General features: G+C 36.8%; 13 protein-coding genes. 1 reads left to right on the forward strand and 12 read right to left on the reverse strand.

The genetic code is table 11. The features are described 5' to 3' along the window. Positions 1–79: 79 nt before the first annotated feature. From QLS65_RS05310 to QLS65_RS05355, 10 genes are all read right to left on the reverse strand, one after another. Positions 80–781: an L-ribulose-5-phosphate 4-epimerase gene (locus tag QLS65_RS05310; protein WP_099713803.1), complete on the reverse strand. Its 702-nt coding sequence runs from the start codon at positions 779–781 to the stop codon at positions 80–82. Then, positions 765–2,456 carry a ribulokinase gene (locus QLS65_RS05315; RefSeq protein ID WP_282715675.1) on the reverse strand — a complete coding sequence of 564 codons (1,692 nt, stop codon included), beginning with the start codon at positions 2,454–2,456 and terminating at the stop codon, positions 765–767. The genes QLS65_RS05310 and QLS65_RS05315 overlap by 17 nt, the downstream gene beginning before the upstream one ends. Positions 2,457–2,621: 165 nt before the next feature. Beyond that, positions 2,622–4,607, reverse strand: a complete 1,986-nt coding sequence (locus QLS65_RS05320) for an alpha-L-arabinofuranosidase C-terminal domain-containing protein (protein WP_282715677.1) — start codon at positions 4,605–4,607, stop codon at positions 2,622–2,624. Between the two features lie 85 nt (positions 4,608–4,692). Continuing rightward, positions 4,693–6,660, reverse strand: a complete 1,968-nt coding sequence (locus QLS65_RS05325; protein WP_282715679.1) for a glycoside hydrolase family 127 protein — start codon at positions 6,658–6,660, stop codon at positions 4,693–4,695. 21 nt (positions 6,661–6,681) lie between these two features. Further along, positions 6,682–7,668, reverse strand: a complete 987-nt coding sequence (locus QLS65_RS05330) for an arabinan endo-1,5-alpha-L-arabinosidase (protein WP_282715681.1) — start codon at positions 7,666–7,668, stop codon at positions 6,682–6,684. A 186-nt stretch (positions 7,669–7,854) separates the two neighbouring features. Then, complete coding sequence (locus QLS65_RS05335) at positions 7,855–8,850, reverse strand: glycoside hydrolase family 43 protein (protein ID WP_282715683.1); 996 nt, start codon at positions 8,848–8,850, stop codon at positions 7,855–7,857. A 90-nt stretch (positions 8,851–8,940) separates the two neighbouring features. After that, entirely contained in the window at positions 8,941–10,563 is a 1,623-nt protein-coding gene (locus tag QLS65_RS05340) for an arabinan endo-1,5-alpha-L-arabinosidase (protein ID WP_282715685.1), read from the reverse strand. A 12-nt stretch (positions 10,564–10,575) separates the two neighbouring features. After that, positions 10,576–12,123 carry an alpha-N-arabinofuranosidase gene (locus QLS65_RS05345; protein ID WP_282713482.1) on the reverse strand — a complete coding sequence of 516 codons (1,548 nt, stop codon included), beginning with the start codon at positions 12,121–12,123 and terminating at the stop codon, positions 10,576–10,578. Between the two features lie 85 nt (positions 12,124–12,208). Beyond that, complete coding sequence (locus tag QLS65_RS05350; protein WP_282713483.1) at positions 12,209–13,756, reverse strand: RagB/SusD family nutrient uptake outer membrane protein; 1,548 nt, start codon at positions 13,754–13,756, stop codon at positions 12,209–12,211. Between the two features lie 29 nt (positions 13,757–13,785). After that, positions 13,786–16,830, reverse strand: a complete 3,045-nt coding sequence (locus QLS65_RS05355; protein WP_282715687.1) for a SusC/RagA family TonB-linked outer membrane protein — start codon at positions 16,828–16,830, stop codon at positions 13,786–13,788. Between the two features lie 626 nt (positions 16,831–17,456). On the opposite strand from QLS65_RS05355, the gene QLS65_RS05360 reads away from it, so the two are divergent. Then, positions 17,457–18,146, forward strand: coding sequence for an NUDIX hydrolase (locus tag QLS65_RS05360; RefSeq protein WP_282715689.1), 690 nt, complete (start codon positions 17,457–17,459; stop codon positions 18,144–18,146). A 186-nt stretch (positions 18,147–18,332) separates the two neighbouring features. Here the strand turns inward: QLS65_RS05360 and fsa are convergent, their stop codons facing one another. Together fsa and QLS65_RS05370 are read right to left on the reverse strand one after the other, a co-directional pair. Continuing rightward, a complete protein-coding gene (gene fsa / locus QLS65_RS05365) occupies positions 18,333–18,989 on the reverse strand; it encodes a fructose-6-phosphate aldolase (RefSeq protein WP_121340722.1) in 657 nt (218 codons plus the stop codon). A 20-nt stretch (positions 18,990–19,009) separates the two neighbouring features. Continuing rightward, a complete protein-coding gene (locus QLS65_RS05370) occupies positions 19,010–21,049 on the reverse strand; it encodes a transketolase family protein (protein ID WP_282715691.1) in 2,040 nt (679 codons plus the stop codon). Between the last annotated feature and the right edge of the window lie 17 nt (positions 21,050–21,066).

The following is a 21,066-nucleotide window of genomic DNA, read 5'->3' on the forward strand; positions in this document are numbered from 1 at the left end:
GTTTAGACTCGTATAAAACGAGAAATCTAGTGCTGTAAAATCTGAAATCAAAAATCGTTAATCATCATTCAAAAATCTATTATTGTCCGTAATACGAATCTTTTCCGTGTTTGCGTTCGTAGTGTTTCTTTATTAAGGAATCTTTTAATCTTGGCGCATTCGGGTTTATTTGCAAAGTCAAGTGTGCCATTTCGGCAATTACCTCTAAAACTTTACTATTGTAAACTGCTTTCGCTGCATTCTTTCCCCAAGCAAAAGGACCGTGATTTCCAATGAGAATCATTTCCACTTCTTCGTACGAAAGGTTTTTTTCTTTGAAACAATCCAAAATCTGAATTCCGGTATTGTGTTCATAATTGCCTTCGATAAGTGCGTCGGCCATTGGCGCAGCACAAGGAATATCAGTGGTTAAATGATCGGCGTGAGTCGTTCCAAAAATTGGAATGTCTCTTTGCGACTGTGCCCAAGCTACAGAATACGTGGCATGAGTGTGTGCTACACCACCGATGTTTGGCCAGTTTTTATATAAATAAGCGTGCGTTTTTGTATCCGATGACGGACGCATGCTGCCTTCGATAATGTTATTGTCAAAATCTACAATAACAATGTCTTCGGGTTTCAAATCTTCGTAAGGAACACCGCTTGGTTTTATGGCAAAAACACCATTTTTTCTATCTACGGCACTCACGTTTCCAAAAGTATAGACTACTAAATTCAATGCATTCAATTGCATGTTTGCGTCGTAGCATTCTTGTTTTAAAGCATTATACATACTGCTCATGGTGTAGTTTTTTAATAGATGGATCGGCAAAAGAACTTAGTTGTTCATATGCCAAAAGCAATTTATTATAGGCAGCAACTTTGTCTAATTGTGGAAAATATTCACCGTCAAAATCACTTCCCATTTTTTGGCTGGCTTCAATTACATTCGGATAAATTCCTGCTGCAACTGCTGCGTATATTGCTGCACCCAACGCTGGTGTTTGGTCTGAAGCTGCAATCTTGATTGGTTTATTCAACACATTTGCCAAGGTTTGCATGATGTAAGGCGATTTTCTCGCTACACCACCAATTCCGATGACGCTGTTTATTTTCACCCCTTCTTCCTCAAAGCGATCTACTATTTTTTTAGAACCAAAACAGATGGCGTTTACTAAAGATTTGAATAAATGTGGTGCTTTCGTTCCTAAGGATAAATTAGAAATTGCACTTTTAATTTCCTGATTAGCATCTGGAGTTCTTCTTCCGTTAATCCAATCTAAAGCGATTGGCACACTTTCGGATAAAGGAATCTTTTCTGCTTCGGCGGTCAATTGAACGATTAAATTATCACTCATTTCCGCTTTTAACTGCTTTTTTTGTTCTTCAGTCAAAAGGGTAGAAGTAGCCAATAAATGTTCTGTTGGCCAAAGTAGTAATTCTTTGTACCAAGCCAATAAATCTCCAAAAGCAGATTGTCCCGCTTCCAGACCTATGAATCCTGGAATTACGGAACCATCAACTTGTCCGCAGATTCCACGAACGGTTTTTGTTCCGATTGATTCTTTTGAATCAATAATAATATCACAGGTTGAGGTTCCCATCACACGAACCAAAGTATTTTCTTCGATTTTTGCTCCTACCGCTCCAGAATGTGCGTCGAATGTTCCCACTGCAATTACAGTATCGGTTGTAAGTCCTAATCGTGTTGCCCATTCTTGGCTTAAGTTTCCGGCTATCACATCAGAAGTATAGGTTTCATCGTATAATCTTCCGCGAAGTGCGGCAAGATATGGATGCAATTGACCTAAGAATTCTTCAGGTGGTAATCCATTCCAGTCTTCGTGCCACATGGCTTTATGACCGGCTGCACAACGACTTCTTTTGAATGTTTTTAAATCTTTATTGTCAATCAATAAATACGTCATTAAATCACAATGTTCCATCCAAGTATAAGCGGCATCTTTTACTGCTGTATCTACTTTTGCAATGTGTAAAATTTTTGCCCAAAACCATTCTGATGAATAAATCCCACCTACATATTTGGTGAAATTTTCTCCGCCCCAATTTTCGGCAAGTTCATTGATTTCGTTTGCTTCGTTGATAGACGTATGATCTTTCCACAACACCATCATCGCATTCGGATTGTGTTCAAAACCTTCAGTCAAAGCCAAAGGAATTCCATCTTTAGTAACTGGTACTGGTGATGAACCGGTGGTGTCAATACAAATGCTTCGTATTAGTGAAGGATCTATATTGCTGTTTTGAACAACATATTTTATGGTCGCTTCTAATCCTTCGATATGATCTAAAGGATGCTGGCGAAACTGATTTGTGGATGCATTGCAATATTCTTTGGTTGCCCATCGCTTGTATTGACAAACATTTGATGCTAACTCTTGCCCATTTTCAGTGTCTATTAACATCGCTCGAACAGAATCTGTTCCGTAATCTAATCCTATAACATAATTTTTCATCCCAAAATCTTTTAAAGAATTACAAATATAATATATTTATTTTATAAGTGTATAAAAAACACTTAATTTAATTTGGTATTATAATTTTTATCAAAAACGCATAAAAACAGCGTTTTACGAGTAAAATAAAAAACAAACGTATGATATACATTTATTCTGTTGCGATTATTTCATTTTTAACTTCAAAACAGTAACAGAATAGGGTGGAAGGCTCGTTTGCGCTTTGTCCCCTTTTAAATTAAATCCCTTTTCTGTAGGGCTTATTTTCTTAGGATTTGCAAATGAATTCTCGTCTTGTAAGTTTGGACTTGTAAGGGTTATTATAGTTCCCTTAGTTTGTAATTTGGTTCCTTTTAAGTCTACATTTACTTCTTGTGCAGTCGCAGATGTGTTTACTAATTTTACAATTACTTCTTTAGAGTTGCTATCTTTCACTGCAGATGCAAACAGATTGTTTTGCCCAGTTACCGGTTTTCCGTCTTTGGTAATTGCTATTAAATCAGTTCCTCTATTGGTGGCAAATAATTTTTGCACATAATAATTAGCAGAACCATAGGCTTCCAGATTGTTGAACCAAAGTAAATCCGGTGTCCATTGCCACGCTTCTTCATGAGCCATCAACGGTGCGTAAGAAGTTAAATTAACCACCTCAGCATTTCGTTCTAAACCGGTCATGAAAGCAGCTTCAGAGAAGGCACATTCCCAATTGTTTCTGTTGTCAGGACTTGCAATAGCGACACTTTGAGCCGCATATTCACCTGCGAAAATTTTAGGCCCTTTTCGGTCATAACTGTCATAACGAGTAGCATTTTCTCTAAACCATTGTGGGCTTTTGTAATAATGCTCATCTACAATTTCAGCATTCAATTTTTTAAGTTCTTGCATGCCGTATTCAAAATAATCTCCTTCCGGAAATGGTCCGCTTCCGGAAACAATAATCATTTTTGGATATTTTGCTTTAATTGCTTTTTCAAATACTTTGTATCTTTCGATGTAATCTGGTCCCCATTGCTCGTTTCCAACACCAATGTATTTTAGGTTGAACGGTTTTGGATGTCCCATTTCAGAGCGAACTCTTCCCCAAGGAGTTTCTGTGCCGCCGTTTGCAAATTCAATTAAATCCAAAGCATCTTGAACGTAAGGATCCAATTCTTCCATTGGAACTAATTCTCCGGTGTTGAACTGACACGCCATTCCACAGCTCAAAATAGGCAAAGGTTGCGCGCCTAAATCTTCTGAAAGTTGGAAATATTCAAAAAATCCTAATCCAAAAGTTTGGAAATAATCCGGTGCCGGTTTGTGAGTGAATTCAGTGTTCCAACGGTTGATTAAAGTTTCTCTTTTTTCCACATCACCTACGGTTTTTTTCCATTGGTAACGCTGTGCCAAAGTTCTTCCTTCAACAATACAACCTCCTGGGAATCTCAAAAATCCCGGTTTCATATCATACAAAAGTTGCACAATGTCTTTACGCATTCCGTTTTTTCTGTTCATCCAAGTGTCTTCCGGAAACAAAGAAATCATGTCTAAATCGATGGTTCCATTTCCTTCAAAGGTGATTTTCAATTGTGCTTTTGCCTCGGTTTGAGTAGCAGTAAATTGAGCGTTATAACCTTTCCAGTCGTTTGCTGTTGGGACAATGCTAGTTTCGCCCAATACTTTTTTGTTTTTATCAATAAATTGAATAATGATTTTTTTGATAGCGCCGTTATGATTTGCCGCTTTTAACGAAAGATTGTATTTGGCATCTTTCTTAATTCCCATGCCACGGAATCCTTCATTAATCATCGAAAACCCTTTGGCGTCATTGATTAATACTCTGCAAAAACTTGGATTGGTTTTGTTTTCCAATGCTTTGACAGTTGTAGCAATTCCGGATGTTGTATTGAAAGAATGCTTGTCACTATTCGGTTGTTCCCAACCCATAAGCGGCGCTTCAAATTCAAAAGAACGGTTTTTAATCATTTCGGCATACAAACCACCATCGGCAGCAAAGTTGATGTCTTCAAAGAACACACCGTACATTGTTGGTTGAATTTTAGTTACTGTAGTAGCGGTATTAACTTCCAGATTCGTTTTTTGTGCATTGGCATAAAAGCCATTAAGTAAAAGCCCACAAAGGGTGATTTTGGTAATTAAATTAGGTTTCATTTTTTATTGGTTTAAGGTTTAAAGTTTAAAGTTGTGGGTGTACGCATTTAAACTTTAATGATTCGTCTATTATCTCTTTGTCTTTTTACTCTTTGTAATCAATCCAAACTTTCATTTTTCCAACGCCTCTGTTCGACCAGGAATAATACGGAATGGCTTTTAATTTTTGGGTTTGAATGATATTTACACCTTCTAAAAGGTTTTCTTCTTTTTTAACTTTGAAAGTATCGTTTGCACCAATGGTTATGGCATCAAAATTTGTAGCATTATCAGCTTCTTCAATCGCATATACAATAGGTCCGTATTCCAAAGCGACTTTCCCTTTGTTGCCCTCCACTTTTGTATTGGTCACCACTTGTTTTACTTCCATTGGGAAATCAAGAACAATTTTTTCCCTTTTTTTCCATTTTCGGGTAATAGTGATGTATCCTTTGTCTTCTTGGTATGCAAATGCTTTTCCGTTTATAGTAACGGTTGTTTTTGCAGTTGAGGGAGTCGCATAGCTATATAAATCTCCCGGTAAAACCTGATTTCTCGCCCAACTAGGAATGCGTAATTTTATAGTAAATTCAATTTCTTTTTTTGGAGAAACAGTAAGGGCAACTTTTCCGTCCCAAGGATAATTGGTTTGCTGTGAAATTTCTAAATTGGTTTTGTCCAATGTTATTTTCGCTGTATTTGAAGCGTATAAATTCACATAAAGTACGTCTTTACTTTTAGAATAAATCAATCCCGGAATCGAAGGAATAAACCGAATCAAATTCGTTGGACAGCAAGAACAGTCAAACCAAGATTGACGGGTACATTCGCCACGATTGAATTTATAAACACCATCCGATTCCAATGCATTTGGATAAAAGAATTTTTTTCCGTCCAATGACAATCCAGAAATCAATCCGTTGTATAAAGAGCGTTCAATCACATCAAAATAATCTGAATTTCCAGAAATATTATGCAGTCTATGGTTCCAATACACATTTCCGATAGCGGCACACGTTTCGTTATAAGCGGTTAGATTTGGCAATTCGTAATTTTCGCCAAAAGCTTCTCCATCGTGTTTTGCACCAATGCCTCCTGTGATGTATGTTTTTTTGTTGACCATATTAGTCCACAAATGATTTACCGCATTCCCGTAAGCAGCATCATTTTCTAAAGCGGCAATATCCGTCATTCCGGCATACATATAGACTGCTCTTACGGCATGACCCACAGCTTCTTTTTGTTGAATAACAGGAATATCATCTTGGGAGTAAGCGCCATATAAATTGTGGTTTTTTGGATTTCCGCGGTTGTCCAAAAAGTATTTTGCCAAATTTAAATAGGCTTTATTATTGGTAACTTGGTATAGTTTTACCAAACCGGTTTCTACAATTTGATGTCCGGGAACACTATGAACTTGATCTGCTCTGTCGCCAAAAGTGCGCACTAACATATCCGCATTTTTGATGGCAATGTCTAAGAAGTTTTTCTTTCCAGTAGCTTCGTAATGTACTACAGCCGCTTCAATCAGATGACCGGAATTGTACAATTCATGACTGATTTGAAGTGATTCCCAACGCTTTCCTTCAATCACGGGAACCCATGGAGCTGGCGGTTTCGCAGGATTTATGGTTCTCCAAGTGGTTAAATAACCGTCTTTTTCCTGACCAATTTTCACAATGCTAATTAGTGAATCTAATAGTATTTCGAGTTTTGGATTGGGTTCACTAATTAAAGTATTTGAAGTGCCTTCGATAATTTTATAGACATCGGTATCGTCAAAAGGCATTTGACCTTTTACGGTTCCTTCCATTTTACTACCAGCAATTAAAAAGTTGTCCATGCGGCCTTCTTCTTCACATTTGTGGATAGCGTATTCGATGGTTTTTTCTTGTACTTTCTTGATAATGGGCAACCAAAAAGCATCTGTAACCTTGACATTTTGAATGTTTACAGGAGTGATGGTATAACCTGATTTTTTTGATGAATTCGATTTTTTTAAACGTTGTTGTGCTTGTCCGCAAACGGTCATTAGAATCGAAACTGCTAGTATTGTTCTTTTTATAAAGGTCATTTGCCTACTATTAATCTATTTTTAATTCAGTGGTGCTACAACAGGCCATAAATCAGTATCCCATTGCATTTGTTTTATTTTTAAAACAGGTCTCCCTTTTTGCTTGGAATCATACGCATGAAAAATGATATAATCTTTCCCGTCAAAAGTATAAGCGCTGTTGTGTCCTGCTCCGAACCAGTTTTCGTTTCCTTGAATAAGAAGTGTTCCGCCACCTTCGTTTAATGATTTTCCGTCTTTATCCACATAAGGACCGGTAATAGTTTTAGATCTTCCTACGACTACTTTGTAGGTGCTTTTTTCGCCTCGGCAACACAAATCCCAAGAAAGGAATTGATAATAATATCCGTTCTTTTTGAAAATAAACGGAGCTTCAAGTGCGCCATCTCCCGGATCAGTATCTGCTAATTCGAAAGTTCTTTTGCGTTTTGAAATGGTGGACCATTCTTCTGGTTGTGCTATTGATTTTAAATCGGGATTTAATTTTACCATTTTCAAACCATTCCAAAACGAACCAAATGCCAACCAAGGCGTGTTGTTGTCATCAAAAGTCAAATTGGGGTCAATTGCATTCCATAAATCACGATTTGGGACTGATTGAATTACAATTCCGTGATCGACCCATTTATATGCCGGGTCTTTTGGGTCCAAAGTGGTGTTGGTTGCTAATGCGATTGCCGACGTATTTTTTGCGAAAGCAGAAACCGAATAATACAAATAATAGGTATTGTTGTGAAAAGAAACATCCGGCGCCCAAATATGGTTGTCGAAATTAGGCACTACTTTATCTACCCAAACCGGTTTTTCTTTGAAAATAGCGGGTTCCGGCTGCCAGTTTTTTAAATCTTTGGAACTAAAAACACTGATTCCTTTTCCGGTGCAGTATAAATAGTAGGTATCTTTTTGCTTGATCATTACAGGGTCGTGAACGGTAATGTCTTGCGCCCAAGCGGAAGCCGTCATGATTAGTAAGAGAAGTAATGGTTGTATTTTTTGATATAATTTCATGCTAATTTTTTTTATTTTTTAAACCATATAAGTCATTTAAGAAAATATAAGTTTTTGATATTGTGTATTTTTTGAACTGTTTTTAATTTCATCTTATACGGTTCAAATTTTTAAACCACTTAAGAAAATATAAGTTTAAATGGTTTTATTAATCGTTTGTGTTTAAAGCCATTTCCTGTAATGTGCTTATTTTTGAATACCTTCCGTAGTCATAATTACACGTTTCAGCGTTCCATCTTCATTGTAATATAGACGGTCTATGCACACTGATCTTCTGAAACTACCACCGTTGGGTTGAGTTGCGCCATTGTGATAAATGAAATAATCTTTTCCCTTGAACTCAATAATCGATTGATGGTTGGTATTCGAGTTTCCAGCTATTTCATTCAGAATTCCTTTGTATTCCCATGGCCCGTTGATAGATTTACTCATAGCATAAGCGATTTTTTCAGGAAACTGATACGCATACGATAGATAATACCAATCCTTTTTTTTGTGAATCCAAGGCGCTTCGGTGAAATTTGGTAAGGAAATGGTTTGTATTGGTCCATCAAGTTCAACCATGTTTGCTTTTAATTTTGCGTAATGACAAACAGTATTTCCCCAGAATAAGTAGGCTTGACCATCATTGTCTATCATAACAGTTGGGTCAATATCGTCCCAACTAATGTTGGTTTTGGTTGTCATGTCATTAGTAATAATGGCTTTTCCTAACGCATCTTTGAAAGGACCTGTTGGACTGTGAGCAACAGCCACTCCAATTGATTTTCCTGGAATCGTTCCATGTTCAACAGTAACATACCAATAGAATTTTCCGTTGCGTTCAATGACTTGAGCTGCCCAAGCATCGGATTTTGCCCAAGTAAAATCGGTTACTTTTAGCGGAGCCGGATGTTCTTGCCAGTTCACCATATCTGATGAGGAATATACTAGCCATTCATTCATTTTATAAAAATTGAAATCATTTGGTGCTTCATCATGACCAGCGTAGAGATAAACTTTGTCTTTATATACCAAAGCTGCAGGGTCGCCAGTGTACTTGTCTTTGATGACTGGGTTGTTGATTTGCATGGATTGACTCGGATTTCCATCATTGGCGGAAGCCGTAACACGATCTGTTTTTATAGTTTTACAAGAGGAAAGAAATGCTAGAAGCAATAGGGTTGTAATTGTATTTTTCATTTTGATTTTTTCTGTAAAAGAATGAAAAGGGTGTTTTATTTGTAACAGTTGCCTTTCTCAATGATGCAAAAAGGCAACTGTTTATATTTATTAATCAATCTTTTTACCCCAAACGGGTGCTCCAGCTGTTGTAAATCCTGAATAGGTGATGGTGACTTTTCTAGTAGCTCTTTCCCAATCCCAAGCATCGCTTACTTTACATTTTACACCGTTGACAGTTAGTGTCTTGTTTGTACTGTCATACGACCAGTTTCCTGTGGCACCGCCACTTACTTTTTTGTCGGCAGTTAGGTATATAGTTGCTGATTTTTGGATGACTTTGTATTGGTAATTCATTGTGATTTGTTCCCAAGTCCCTATAAAGGAGGCTTCGGTAACGGTGGTTTTTGGCACTCCTGCATAGCGCTCCGGAGCAACTACTGGCCAACCGTCTTCGGTCCATTGAATTTCTCGAACGTGACCCATCATTACAGCATTAGAAACATTAATTCCGGGTACACCTTCTGGCAAGCGAGCTTGAGAGGCATAAAACCATTCTTTGGTTTCCGGATTTTGAAAGATAGAACAATGTGAAAATCCAACCCATCCTGTATGATTGTTAAAGGAATAGGGATGTGTTAGCATTGGCCAAGCATCGGCTCCATTGGTAACATCGGCTCCATTGATTCCTAGGTAAGGTCCCATAATATTTCTGGAACGGGCAACACGAGTGTTGTAAGGTACATCAAGTCCGTCATAAGCCAAAAATAAGTAATAATAACCCGTGTTTTCGTTGTATATAATCTCTGGCCCTTCTGACGCTTGCCAACGACTAGCTCTATTACGAGTGGCGATGCGAGTTCCATAATCGCTCAATGTTTTTAATTGATCTGGTTTTCCGGTTGTAGGATTCAATTTTAAAGCGGCAATACCGGAATGCCAAGAGCCGTAGATTAAATAGTGTTCTCCTTGTGGAGTAATAGTAAAAGTAGGGTCGATGGCATTGAATTGAAAATACGCATTTTCCCAATTTCGGGTACCTGTAAAAGAATACGGTTTTACACCATCTGGCTCAGAGCAAACGACCATTCCTTTATCTACCCAAACATTAGTGGCTAAATCATCGGATTCTGCCAGTCCAATAAAGGCTCTTTCTGACCATGAATACGTGAAATCGGCACCTATAATTGGTTCATCTACCACAATGCTGTAATACATTCGGTATTTGCTGCCTACTTTTTTGATGTAAGGCGCCCAATACCCATAACGTGGATTTGTAATAGCGGGCAAAGCAGGGACCATGCGCGCTCTTTTGTTGTTCAAAGAATCTTTTACCCAAGCTGGAGCTTGTGTCATTGCAGCACCCATGTATTCCCAAGTAATTAAATCTTTAGAACGTCTGTATGGGAAATGGCCTTGGCCATCAGCAGCACCACCATAAGAAGCATCGGTTTGATACATATAATAATATTCGCCACACTTTTCAACAGAAGGATCATGTACGTTAGCCAAGTTCCATTGAGAACGATTACTCCAAGAAGAAATAGGAGTGTAATTGTCCGGATACGTTGGTCCGGCAAAAGTACTCGGTGTTGGTGTAGGAACTGGAACAGGAGTCGGTGTTGGTGCAGGGTCTGAAGCTGGATCATCGCCAGAACAACTGCTAATGGAAACAGCAATTAAAAAAGGCATCAGATACAAAACTAATGTTGAAAGGAATTTTGAATTTTTCATTATTATGTTTTTTTATTTGGTTTCTAAAACCACTACAGTAAATGCAGGGATTGTGATTTCCAGTTTACCCTTTTTTGTTTCAAAACCTTTGAAAACGGCAGGTTTGATTTTTGACGGGTTATCAAATGTGTTGTGGTCTTGTAATTTTGGTGATGCCAGAATAGTTCCGGTAACATTTTTAATTCCAAGTTCCTGCATGTCAATTTCTATTTTGTGGTCTTTTTTAGAATCAATGTTTACCAATGAAATATGAATTAGTCCGTTTTTATCTTTGGATGCCGAAGCGGATAAAGCAGGAAGTTTTTCACCATTGTGTGTGTATGATGGAGAATTAATCGTCATTGGTAATAATTGTGCATCGTGATGTACGGTGTACATTTTCATAACGTGATACGTTGGCGTAAGCAACATTTTTTCGTTCTCAGTTAAAATAACAGCTTGCAGTACGTTTACAGTTTGAGCAAGGTTTGCCATTTTCACTCTTTTAGAGTGATTGTTAAAAATGTTCAGTGTTGTACCCGCAATCATAGCATCTCTCATGGTGTTTTGTTGGTATAGAAAACCAGGATTTGTACCTTCTTCTACATCATACCATCCGCCCCATTCGTCAACAATAAGTGCCACTTTGTTTTCTGGATCGTATTTATCCATAATGTCAGAGTGTTTGGTTACTAATTCTTCCATTTTAAGTGCAGTTTGCATGGTTGCAAAATATTGTTCCTCGTTAAATTTAGTTGAAGACCCTTTCTTTTCCCATTTTACAAAAGAGTAGGAGTGAAGCGCAACGCCTTCAATTAAACTTTTAGGAATATCACGCATTAAAACTTCGGTCCAGTGGTAATCAGCAACATTTGCTCCTGAAGCAATTCTGAAAAGTTTATCGTTATTAGACCAATCGGTCATGAACGTAGCATATTGTTTGTAAAGGTTCGCATAATATTCCGGTGTCATATTTCCGCCACATCCCCACATTTCATTTCCTACTCCCCAAAAAGTAACACCCCATGGTTTTTCGCGATCATTCTTTTTTCTTAGCTCAGACATTGGGCTACCGCTGTCGTGGTTTACATATTGTACCCATTGCTCAAGTTCCTGAACGGTTCCACTACCTACATTGCTGGCCAAGTATGGTTCTGTACCCAATACTTCACATAAATTTAAAAAATCGTGTGTTCCAAAACTATTGTCTTCAGTAGTTCCTCCCCACCAACGGTTTACAATACTTGGTCGGTCTTCTTTAGGTCCAATACCATCTTTCCAGTGGTAAGTGTCCGCAAAACAACCTCCGGGCCATCTTAAATTTGGTATTTTTAATTCTTTTAACGCAGTAATAATATCGTTACGAACTCCTTTTGTATTTGGAATAGAACTTTTTTCGCCAACAAAAAACCCACCATAGATGCATTTTCCTAAATGCTCAGCAAAATGTCCGTAGATGTGTTTGCTGATAGTTGGTCCATCATTACTATTTTTTAAAGTAAGTACTGTTGTTTCTTTTTGTGCAACAATAACTTGAGTACAAAAAGTAAAAATAAATAAGATTAATAGGATTTTTTTCATGTTGTTTTTAAGTTATAATATCATGTAGTAAGCTTTTAGTAAGCTTACTACATGATATTAAAATTCTAACTAAATCAAATAAATATTAGTAGCCACTGTTTTGAATTGTTCCTGGATTGTTATCCATTTCCAATTGTGGTATTGGGAAAAATTCTCTTCCTGTTGCATAAGAGTTGAATTCAACATCTCTTGTTTTCAACCAAGCTAATTTTGCAGGATCTTGTAACCATCCCCAACGACGAATATCATCAAAACGGTGTCCTTCTAGCGGGAATTCTAAGAATCTTTCATGTCCAATTTGCTCTCTCATTGCAGCTTGGCTTAGTCCTGGTTTTGCTGTAGCTAAATTAGGTAAGCCAACTCTGCTTCTTACCATTTGAATATAAGTATAAGCTCCCGGAGTATCACCAGTTTCATTTAAACATTCAGCATACATTAACAATACATCCGCATATCTCAATAAACGTTCGTTAATACCAGAACGCCAGTCGAATTCGTTTGCATAATTCCCATCAGAATTTTGGTATTTTCTGCAAAACAAGTCATTCAAATCTCCTGGATTACCTGCGTAAAAAGTAGCGAAGTTTTGTCCGTAAAGTTGCATTCCACCTGGTTTGTTATAAAAAATAGTAGCGTCTAAACGTGGGTCTGTCGTGTTTGCAGTAGTTTTTTCATCATGGTATTCATTAAATAATGTCCTTGTTGGCTGTACGTCTGTCCATCCAAAAGCTCTTGGTCCGTAAGTAATAGCTCTTGCCGATGTTTTTCCCCATCCAGAAGCCGGAGCACCACCCCAACCTAAATCAACTCCACCAGCATCTCTGCTGAATTGTACTTCAAATAATGACTCTGAATTGTTTTCGTTTGTGTCAGTAAAGTTATCACGGTAATTAGCGACTAAAGAATATACACCTAAATCAATAACTTGTTTGAATGCGATTTTAGCATTTGGAAAATCTTTGGTAAACAAGTACGCTTTCCCTAAATATCCTAAGGCAGCTCCTTTAGTGGCGCGCCCTTTATCATTAATATTAGAGTAGGAAGGAGGAAGTAATTCTGCGGCAGCTTTAAAATCTGCAATAACTTGTGCCCAACCTTCTTGGTTTGTCTTTTGTGGATAGAAAGCAGCAATTTCAGTAGGAAGCGGTACGTTTTGAAACATGTTTACAGCATGAAACAAATACAATCCTCTTAAGAAATAAGCCTGACCAAGAATTCTGTTTTTAAGCGCGGTATCAGTAATATTTATATTAGGTACGTTTGTAAGTACTTGATTAGCGCGATAAATACCTTGATAATACGTTTCGTAAGCCCAGCCATAAATAGCAGAATTTGAAACATTTGAGTTGAAACGACCTACATTGTACATTGCATCCCATGGACTGTTACTTCTGGTGTCATCTCCTTTTAAGTCTAACAATAAAGGAGTGCTTCGCATATAAGTACCATCAGTCAATAAGCTGCCATAAGCTGCATTTACTCCTTTTATTGCGTCCTCATCTGTTTTCCAGAATGAATCAGCAGCGTCATTATTAGGGTCAAGTTGAATTAAATCTTCATCGTTGACACAACTTGTCGTTACCACTGCAAGTGATAAGAAACCAGCCAGATAATTAAATATTTTATATTTCATTTTGATTCGTTTTAATTGGTTTGCTAATTTTAAAAATTCACTTCAAGTCCTAAAGAAATCGTTCTAGGATTAGGGAAAGAACCTCCGTCATATCCTCTAGAGAATGATCCGTCGTTGCTATTAAAATCAGGATCGCTTCCTCTGTATTTACTGATAATTAATAGATTTTGCCCGTTTACAAACAATTTTGCTTTTTGAATAAAACTGGTAGTCGGAACTGGGATTTCATATCCAATTTCCATAGTTTGCAGTTTTATGTAATCTCCATCTTCTATGAATCGGTTCGAATCTCTTCCGTTGGCATTCGGGTCACCAATAATTGGGCGAGGAACATTTGTATTTGTATTTGTAGGTGTCCAGTAATTAAGCATATCAGTGCTGTGGTTACCATATTGTCCCGCCATTAAATTACGGTATATGCTATTGAAAACTTTGTTTCCTCCTGCACCTTGCCAAAACATTGAGATGTCCCAGTTTTTGTAAGAACCGCTAAAGTTCATCCCATAACTGTATTTTGGAATTGTAACTCCTTGAAAGGTTCTGTCAAGATCACTAATCATTCCGTCTCCATTGATATCTTTGAATTTAATATCACCAACTCCAGCATTAGTTTGCGTAGGAGCAGCAGCAAGTTCAGCAGCATTTTGGAAAATTCCATCTGTCTCGTAGGCATAAATTTCACCCATAGATCGACCAACTTCTGTTTTTGAAGCAGCACCATAGATTGGATTTCCGTTGATACCAATTTGCAATACTTCATTTTTCAACGTTCCTAAATTAGCAGATATGCTGTATTTGAAGGCATTGTTGTTGTTGTTATAGGATGCAGAAAATTCAAATCCTTTGTTTCTCATTGCACCGGCATTAGTAGTAATACTTGCAGGGAAAGCTCCAGTAGAAAAAGGTAATGGAACACCCACTAATAAATTAGAAGAGTTTTTTACAAAATACTCTGCTGTAAACTGTAAAGCATTATTAAACAATCCAAGCTCAACTGCTACATCGGTTGTTTTATTATCTTCCCATCTTACATTTGGATCTAAAGAAGCAACAACTGTTGTTCCTGGAGCCAATTCGTTGTTGAAATTGTAACCTGCAAAACTATTGATTGTTGTGGCAAAGAAATAGGCTGGAATTGTGTTGTTCCCTAATTTACCATAACTACCTCTTAGTTTGATTGTGTTTACCCATTCTGGTAAGTGAATGAATTTTTCGTTGCTCAATTTCCAAGCTCCTGAGAAAGAGTACGCATTTGTTGTGTTGTATTTTTCACTAAAAAGCGACGATTTATCTTGTCTAAAGTTAGCTTGAAACAAATAGCGATCATCAAATGAGTAATTGATACGGCTTATGTAGGATGTACCAGTAATAGTAGTGTTAGACTCGCCTGTACTGTTATCATCAGCATATTGCAATTTGCTGATTTCACCAAAATCATATCCTACACCTCTTGACCAGTGGTTGTAATAGTCTTTTCTTTCTTGTACCCAACCGGCTAAAGCGTCAAACTTATGTTTATTAATGTCTAATGAGTAAGTTAGTAGGTTATTAAGAAAAGTTTTAGTTTCATTACCAGTTGATACATCTAGAGATGCTTCTTCTTTAGTAGTAATATAATACCATCCTAAGTCACTTTGCGGAACAAATTTTCTATTTTGATAATCTAATCGATCAAAACTGGCGTCTAGTTTATATTTTAATCCTTTTACGATTTCATATTCTCCCCAAATGTTCCCAATGAAACGGTTTCTTTTTCCGTTGTTTTCGATTAAGTTGTTGAATCCTATAACATTAAGTGAAATGGCTCTTTGAGTTAGATTATCAGTACCTCCGTAACCGCCTAATCTATTTTCATCGTATACTGGCATTGTTGGAACAGCACCTAACAAAGCTGCGATAGCAGTTTCCCCTACATAACTGTTGAAATTTTCTTTGTCAGATTGTGTGAATCCTATTTTAGTACCGTATTTGAATTTTCCTTTTTTACCATTCAAATTCAAGTTCATAGATAGTCTTTCATAATCTTGAGGAGATTTGATATAACTGCTATTTTTGAAATAATCCATATTCATATTATAGGCTAAATCCTCTGTACCACCATTAAATGCTAACGAATGATTCTCTATAATTCCAGTTTCGTAAGCGGCATCTTGCCAATCTGTATTTACATTACTGATGTAATTGCTGTTGTTCGGGTCATTTCCTGGAGCAACGTTTAATCCAGCATTCAATTCTGCTGTGCTGGTTATGTTTTGATACCCTAATCTATCAGTTACATTCCAAGTTTTAGCAACATTTTGAAAACCTACAAGAGATTTATATTTGACATTCAGTTTTCCTGCTTTTCCTTTTTTGGTTGTAATTATTACTACACCATTAGCACCACGAACTCCATAAATAGCTGCCGAAGAGGCATCTTTTAGCACTTGCATAGATTCGATATCTCCTGGAGCAAAATCAAACGGAGAATCTACAATCATTCCGTCAATTACAAAAAGAGGATTGTTGTTGCTAAAAGAGTTAAGACCTCTAATTTTAATATTTACAAATCCACCTGGCTCACCAGATGATTGCACCGTAACACCGGCAACTTGTCCTTGAAGCATTTTTGCTGCATCATAGGTTACTGTTTTCTTAGCAGATTCCATGTTTACAACTCCAACTGACCCAGAAAGGTCTGATTTTCTTTGTGTCCCGTATCCAATAACTACAACTTCGTCAAGTGCAGTAAGATCGTCTTTTAGTGCTACGTTAATTTGTGTTTTAGTGCCCACTGTAATTTCTTGACTTGCATAACTTATATAAGAAAATATAAGGATGTCACTTGGTGCGGCTTTTATAGAATATTGCCCGTCAAGATCAGTTGTGGTTACTGTATTAGTACCTTTAATCAAAATATTTACTCCTGGCGCAGGTATTTTGTCTTTTGCTGAGGTAACAATTCCGGTGACAATTTGAGTGTTTTGAGCTGATACATTAATAGTTGCCATTAGCATAATTATTATTGCCAGAAGCCATTCTTTTTTTGGTAATAAAAAATTACAATAAAGAAATAATCGGTGGTTTGTTTTCATTCGGTTATTATTTAGGTTAATTATAAGTGTGTGTTTTACATTTGTAAATTTAATTAAAAAAAATGCATAAAAACAAATTAATATGATAAAAAAAAGAGGAAAAAAAAATACATTTTTTAAATTAAGTGTAAAATTAACATTTTAAAATTATGTTTTTGTAAAAAATGCATCTGTTTTCAGAGTTAATTTGTGTAAAATTTACACTTTATGTGAAAAAACAAACATTTCTACAAAAAATTGCCCATGAAAATTATTTTATAAAACAGCTGAATAATTGCCTTTTAGATCAGTTTTAATTTGGAAATCAGAGGTGTATTGTAAAAAAAGCCTTCTTTTTCAGGTATGTTTTTTTGTAAAAAATTAATTTAGCAGTCTACAAACGGCTCTTATTCATCGCAATCGATTGAAATACAAGAAAAAAATGGGTTAATTTGCTGGTTTGGAGTTTTACTATTATCAGTTGATGAAACCAGTCTCTATAAGATAAAATGTGCGGAATAATATGTAGCGGTTTAGTAAACGAAAAAAATTGGATTACAGGGTTTTAATGGACTAAGTGTAAAATCAACATTAATAAATTATGAATGCTTTAGAGAAGTTTATATATTTACAATAAAAAACACATTATGTTAAATAGTTATAGTTCTGCTGATAAAGTTTTACTGGCAGTGGATTGTATCATTTTTGGTTTTGATAGCGAAGGATTAAAAATTCTTTTGATTAAAAGAGATTTTGAACCTGAAAAAGGCAAGTGGTCTTTAATAGGTGGATTTCTTAAAAAAGATGAAGTACTGGACAGCGCTGCCATCAGAATATTAGATTCCTACACTGGGCTTCAAGATATTTATATGGAACAATTGCATGCCTATAGTGAGATTGACCGTGATCCTGTAGAAAGAACTATTTCTGTGGCTTATTTTGCATTAATTAATATTGAAAACCATAATGCAGAATTGATTAAAAACTATCATGCACAATGGTTTAGCGTTGCGAATGCTCCAAAATTGATTTTTGACCACGACACCATGTTAAGACATGCCATAAGAAGATTGCGATACAGAACGTCCATAAAACCTGTAGGATTTGAACTTTTACCGGAGAAATTTACGATGCGTCAACTGTTAGAATTGTACGAAGCGATCCTTAGTAAGGAATTAGATAAAAGAAACTTCATCAGCAAAATAAACTCATTGGATATTTTAATAAAACTCGAGGAGAAAGATATGATGTCCTCCAGAAAAGGATCTTATCTTTATACTTTTGACAAAGAAAAATATGATGCAAAACTCTTGAATGATTTTGTTTTAAACCTATAAGTCATTCATTATAATCATAAACTAAAAAAGGAAGCCTCGTAAATGAGGCTTCCTTTTTTTTATAATCATGAAAAAACTATTCTTCAATTCTTTGATTGACTACAACTTCAATGATTTTCAGAATAGTTTTATAAATGCGAACTACTCTTAAAATGGCAAAGTGTAGCCCAAATAAAATTTAAATCCCTAACTATTTCCTTTATTATAATCTGCCAAGAAAGTAGCCAAACCGCTATCCGTTAGCGGGTGTTTTAATAAGCCTTCAATGGCGCTCAATGGTCCTGTTATGACATCGGCGCCAATTTTAGCACAATTTAAAATGTGCATGACGTGACGAACGGATGCCGCCAAAATTTGCGTTTCATATCCGTAATTATCATAAATCAGTTTGATTTCGGCAATCAATGCCATTCCATCTGTAGAAATATCATCTAATCTCCCTATGAAAGGCGATACATAAGTGGCGCCGGCTTTGGCAGCAAGTAGGGCTTGTCCTGCTGAAAATACCAACGTACAATTGGTTCTTATTCCTTTATTCGAAAAGTATTTTATCGCTTTTATTCCGTCTTTAATCATTGGAATTTTCACCACGATTTGAGGATGTAAAGCAGCCAGTTTTTCACCTTCAGCAACCATACCTGCAAAATCTGTTGATATTACTTCGGCACTCACATCACCGTCAACTAATTCGCATATTTTTACATAATGCGCAATAATATTGTCGGCACCGGTGATTCCTTCTTTTGCCATTAGCGAAGGATTTGTAGTTACACCGTCCAGAATTCCTAAATCGTTAGCTTCTTTTATGTCTTTTAAATTTGCCGTGTCTATAAAAAATTTCATGTCTTTATTTGTTTAAATGTTTATTTACTTTCTTCAATGTAGTTTAGGATTTTTGCACAAACACTTTCGCTGGTAAATCCAAATTTTTGATCCAATACACTTGCCGGCGCAGAATATCCAAAGTGCTCTAGCCCAATTATTTTTCCGCTGTCGCCAATTAAGCCTTCTAAGTTTACCGGAAGTCCAGCGGTAAGACCAAACACTAATTTTCCTTTTGGAATAATACTTTCCTGATATGCTTTTGGTTGTGATTTGAACAAACCTTCAGATATTATTGAAGCTACGTTTATGGTTAGATTTTTTTCTTTTTCTAAAATAATTGCGGCTTCCAAAAGTGTGGCTACTTCTGATCCATTTGCGATTAATGTGATGTCAGGATTTGGTGTAGATTTAACCAGGTAACCTCCTTTTTTAGCTTCGGTTGCTTCTTCATATCTTGAAGTTCTTGTAGCAGGAATGTCTTTTATGTTTTGTCTTGAAAGAATCAAAGCTGTTGGCGTACTGGTATTTTTCAAAGCCATATCCCAAGCGACCGAAGTTTCAATAGCATCGGCAGGGCGGAGCGCTAATAAACTTTGGTTGCCCGAATGGTTTTTTATTTTTTCCAACAAACGCATTTGTGCTTCCTGCTCAATAGGTTGGTGCGTAGGTCCGTCTTCGCCCACTCGGAAAGAATCGTGTGTCAAGACATATTTCACCGGTAATTCCTGAATTGCGGCTAATCGAATGGCAGGTTTCATATAATCCGAGAATACAAAAAAGGTTGCTACTACTGGGATAACACCTCCGTGAAGGGCAATTCCGTTAGCAATAGAAGTCATAGTCAATTCTGCCACCCCGGCTTGTAAAAAGGCACCGCTGAAGTCATTTTTTTGTAAAACAGAAGATTTTTTTAAGAAACCATCCGTCTTATCACTGTTGGATAAATCTGCCGAAGAAACAATCATGTTTTCCACGTGTTCAGCCAAGTAAGCTAAAACTGCTGATGAAGCATCTCTTGTTGCGGCATTTGCTTTTTGGACTACATTGCTCAAATCCAGTTCTGGAAGTTTTCCGGATAGAAAAGAATCCATTTTTTGAGCCATTTTTGGATTTTCTTTTTTCCAAGTGGCTACATGATGCTTTTTGTACGCGGCCTCTTCCGATTTTTTGGCTTTTATTTTATCATAATGCGTTGCCACATCTTCATAAATTGCAAAAGGATTTTCAGGATTTGCTCCAAGGTTTAGTAAGGTTTTTACATAATCAGCTTTCGTATCACCAATAGGTTTTCCGTGCAGTTCACATTCGCCTTCATATATATCGCCATTGGCGGTAACGCAACCTTTTCCCATAATCGTTTTTCCAATTATTAAGGTTGGTTTTTCTGATTCTTCATTGGCTTCGTTCAATGCTTTTCTAATTTGCTCGTGGTCGTGTCCGTCAATAGTGATGACTTTCCAGCCCCAAGCTTCGTATTTCATAGCCGTATTCTCTGAAGTTACTTCATCTGTCATGGACGAAAGTTGTACATCATTCGAATCATAAAACATGATGAAATTGTTCAAGCCTAAATGTCCGGCTATTCTGCCCGCACCTTGTGAAATTTCTTCCTGAACACCACCATCAGTAATGAAACCGTATATTTTGTGATTGAAAATACCTTTGAATCTGGCATCTAGAAATTTTGCAGCGATAGCTGCACCAACTCCCATTGCATGTCCTTGTCCTAAAGGCCCGGAAGTGTTTTCTATTCCTCTAAGTACATCTACTTCCGGATGACCTGGAGTTACGGAACCCCATTGTCTGAAGCTTTGTAAATCTTCTTTTTTGTAATTGCCCAACAAATAATATTGGGAATACATCAATGCAGACAGGTGCCCGGCATCCATAAAGAAACGGTCCCTGAATGACCAATCCATTTCTGTTGGGTCAAATTTTAAGTATTCAGTATATAAAATGTGCAAAAAATCAGCACCTCCCATGGCTCCTCCCGGATGTCCGGAATTCGCTTTTTCTACCATCGAAATAGCTAATGCTCTACTATTATCAGCAGCTAAATTGTCAATTTTTTTATTCATGTTTAAATTATAAAAAT

The organism is Flavobacterium algoritolerans (assembly GCF_030010385.1).
Lineage (GTDB): Bacteria > Bacteroidota > Bacteroidia > Flavobacteriales > Flavobacteriaceae > Flavobacterium > Flavobacterium algoritolerans.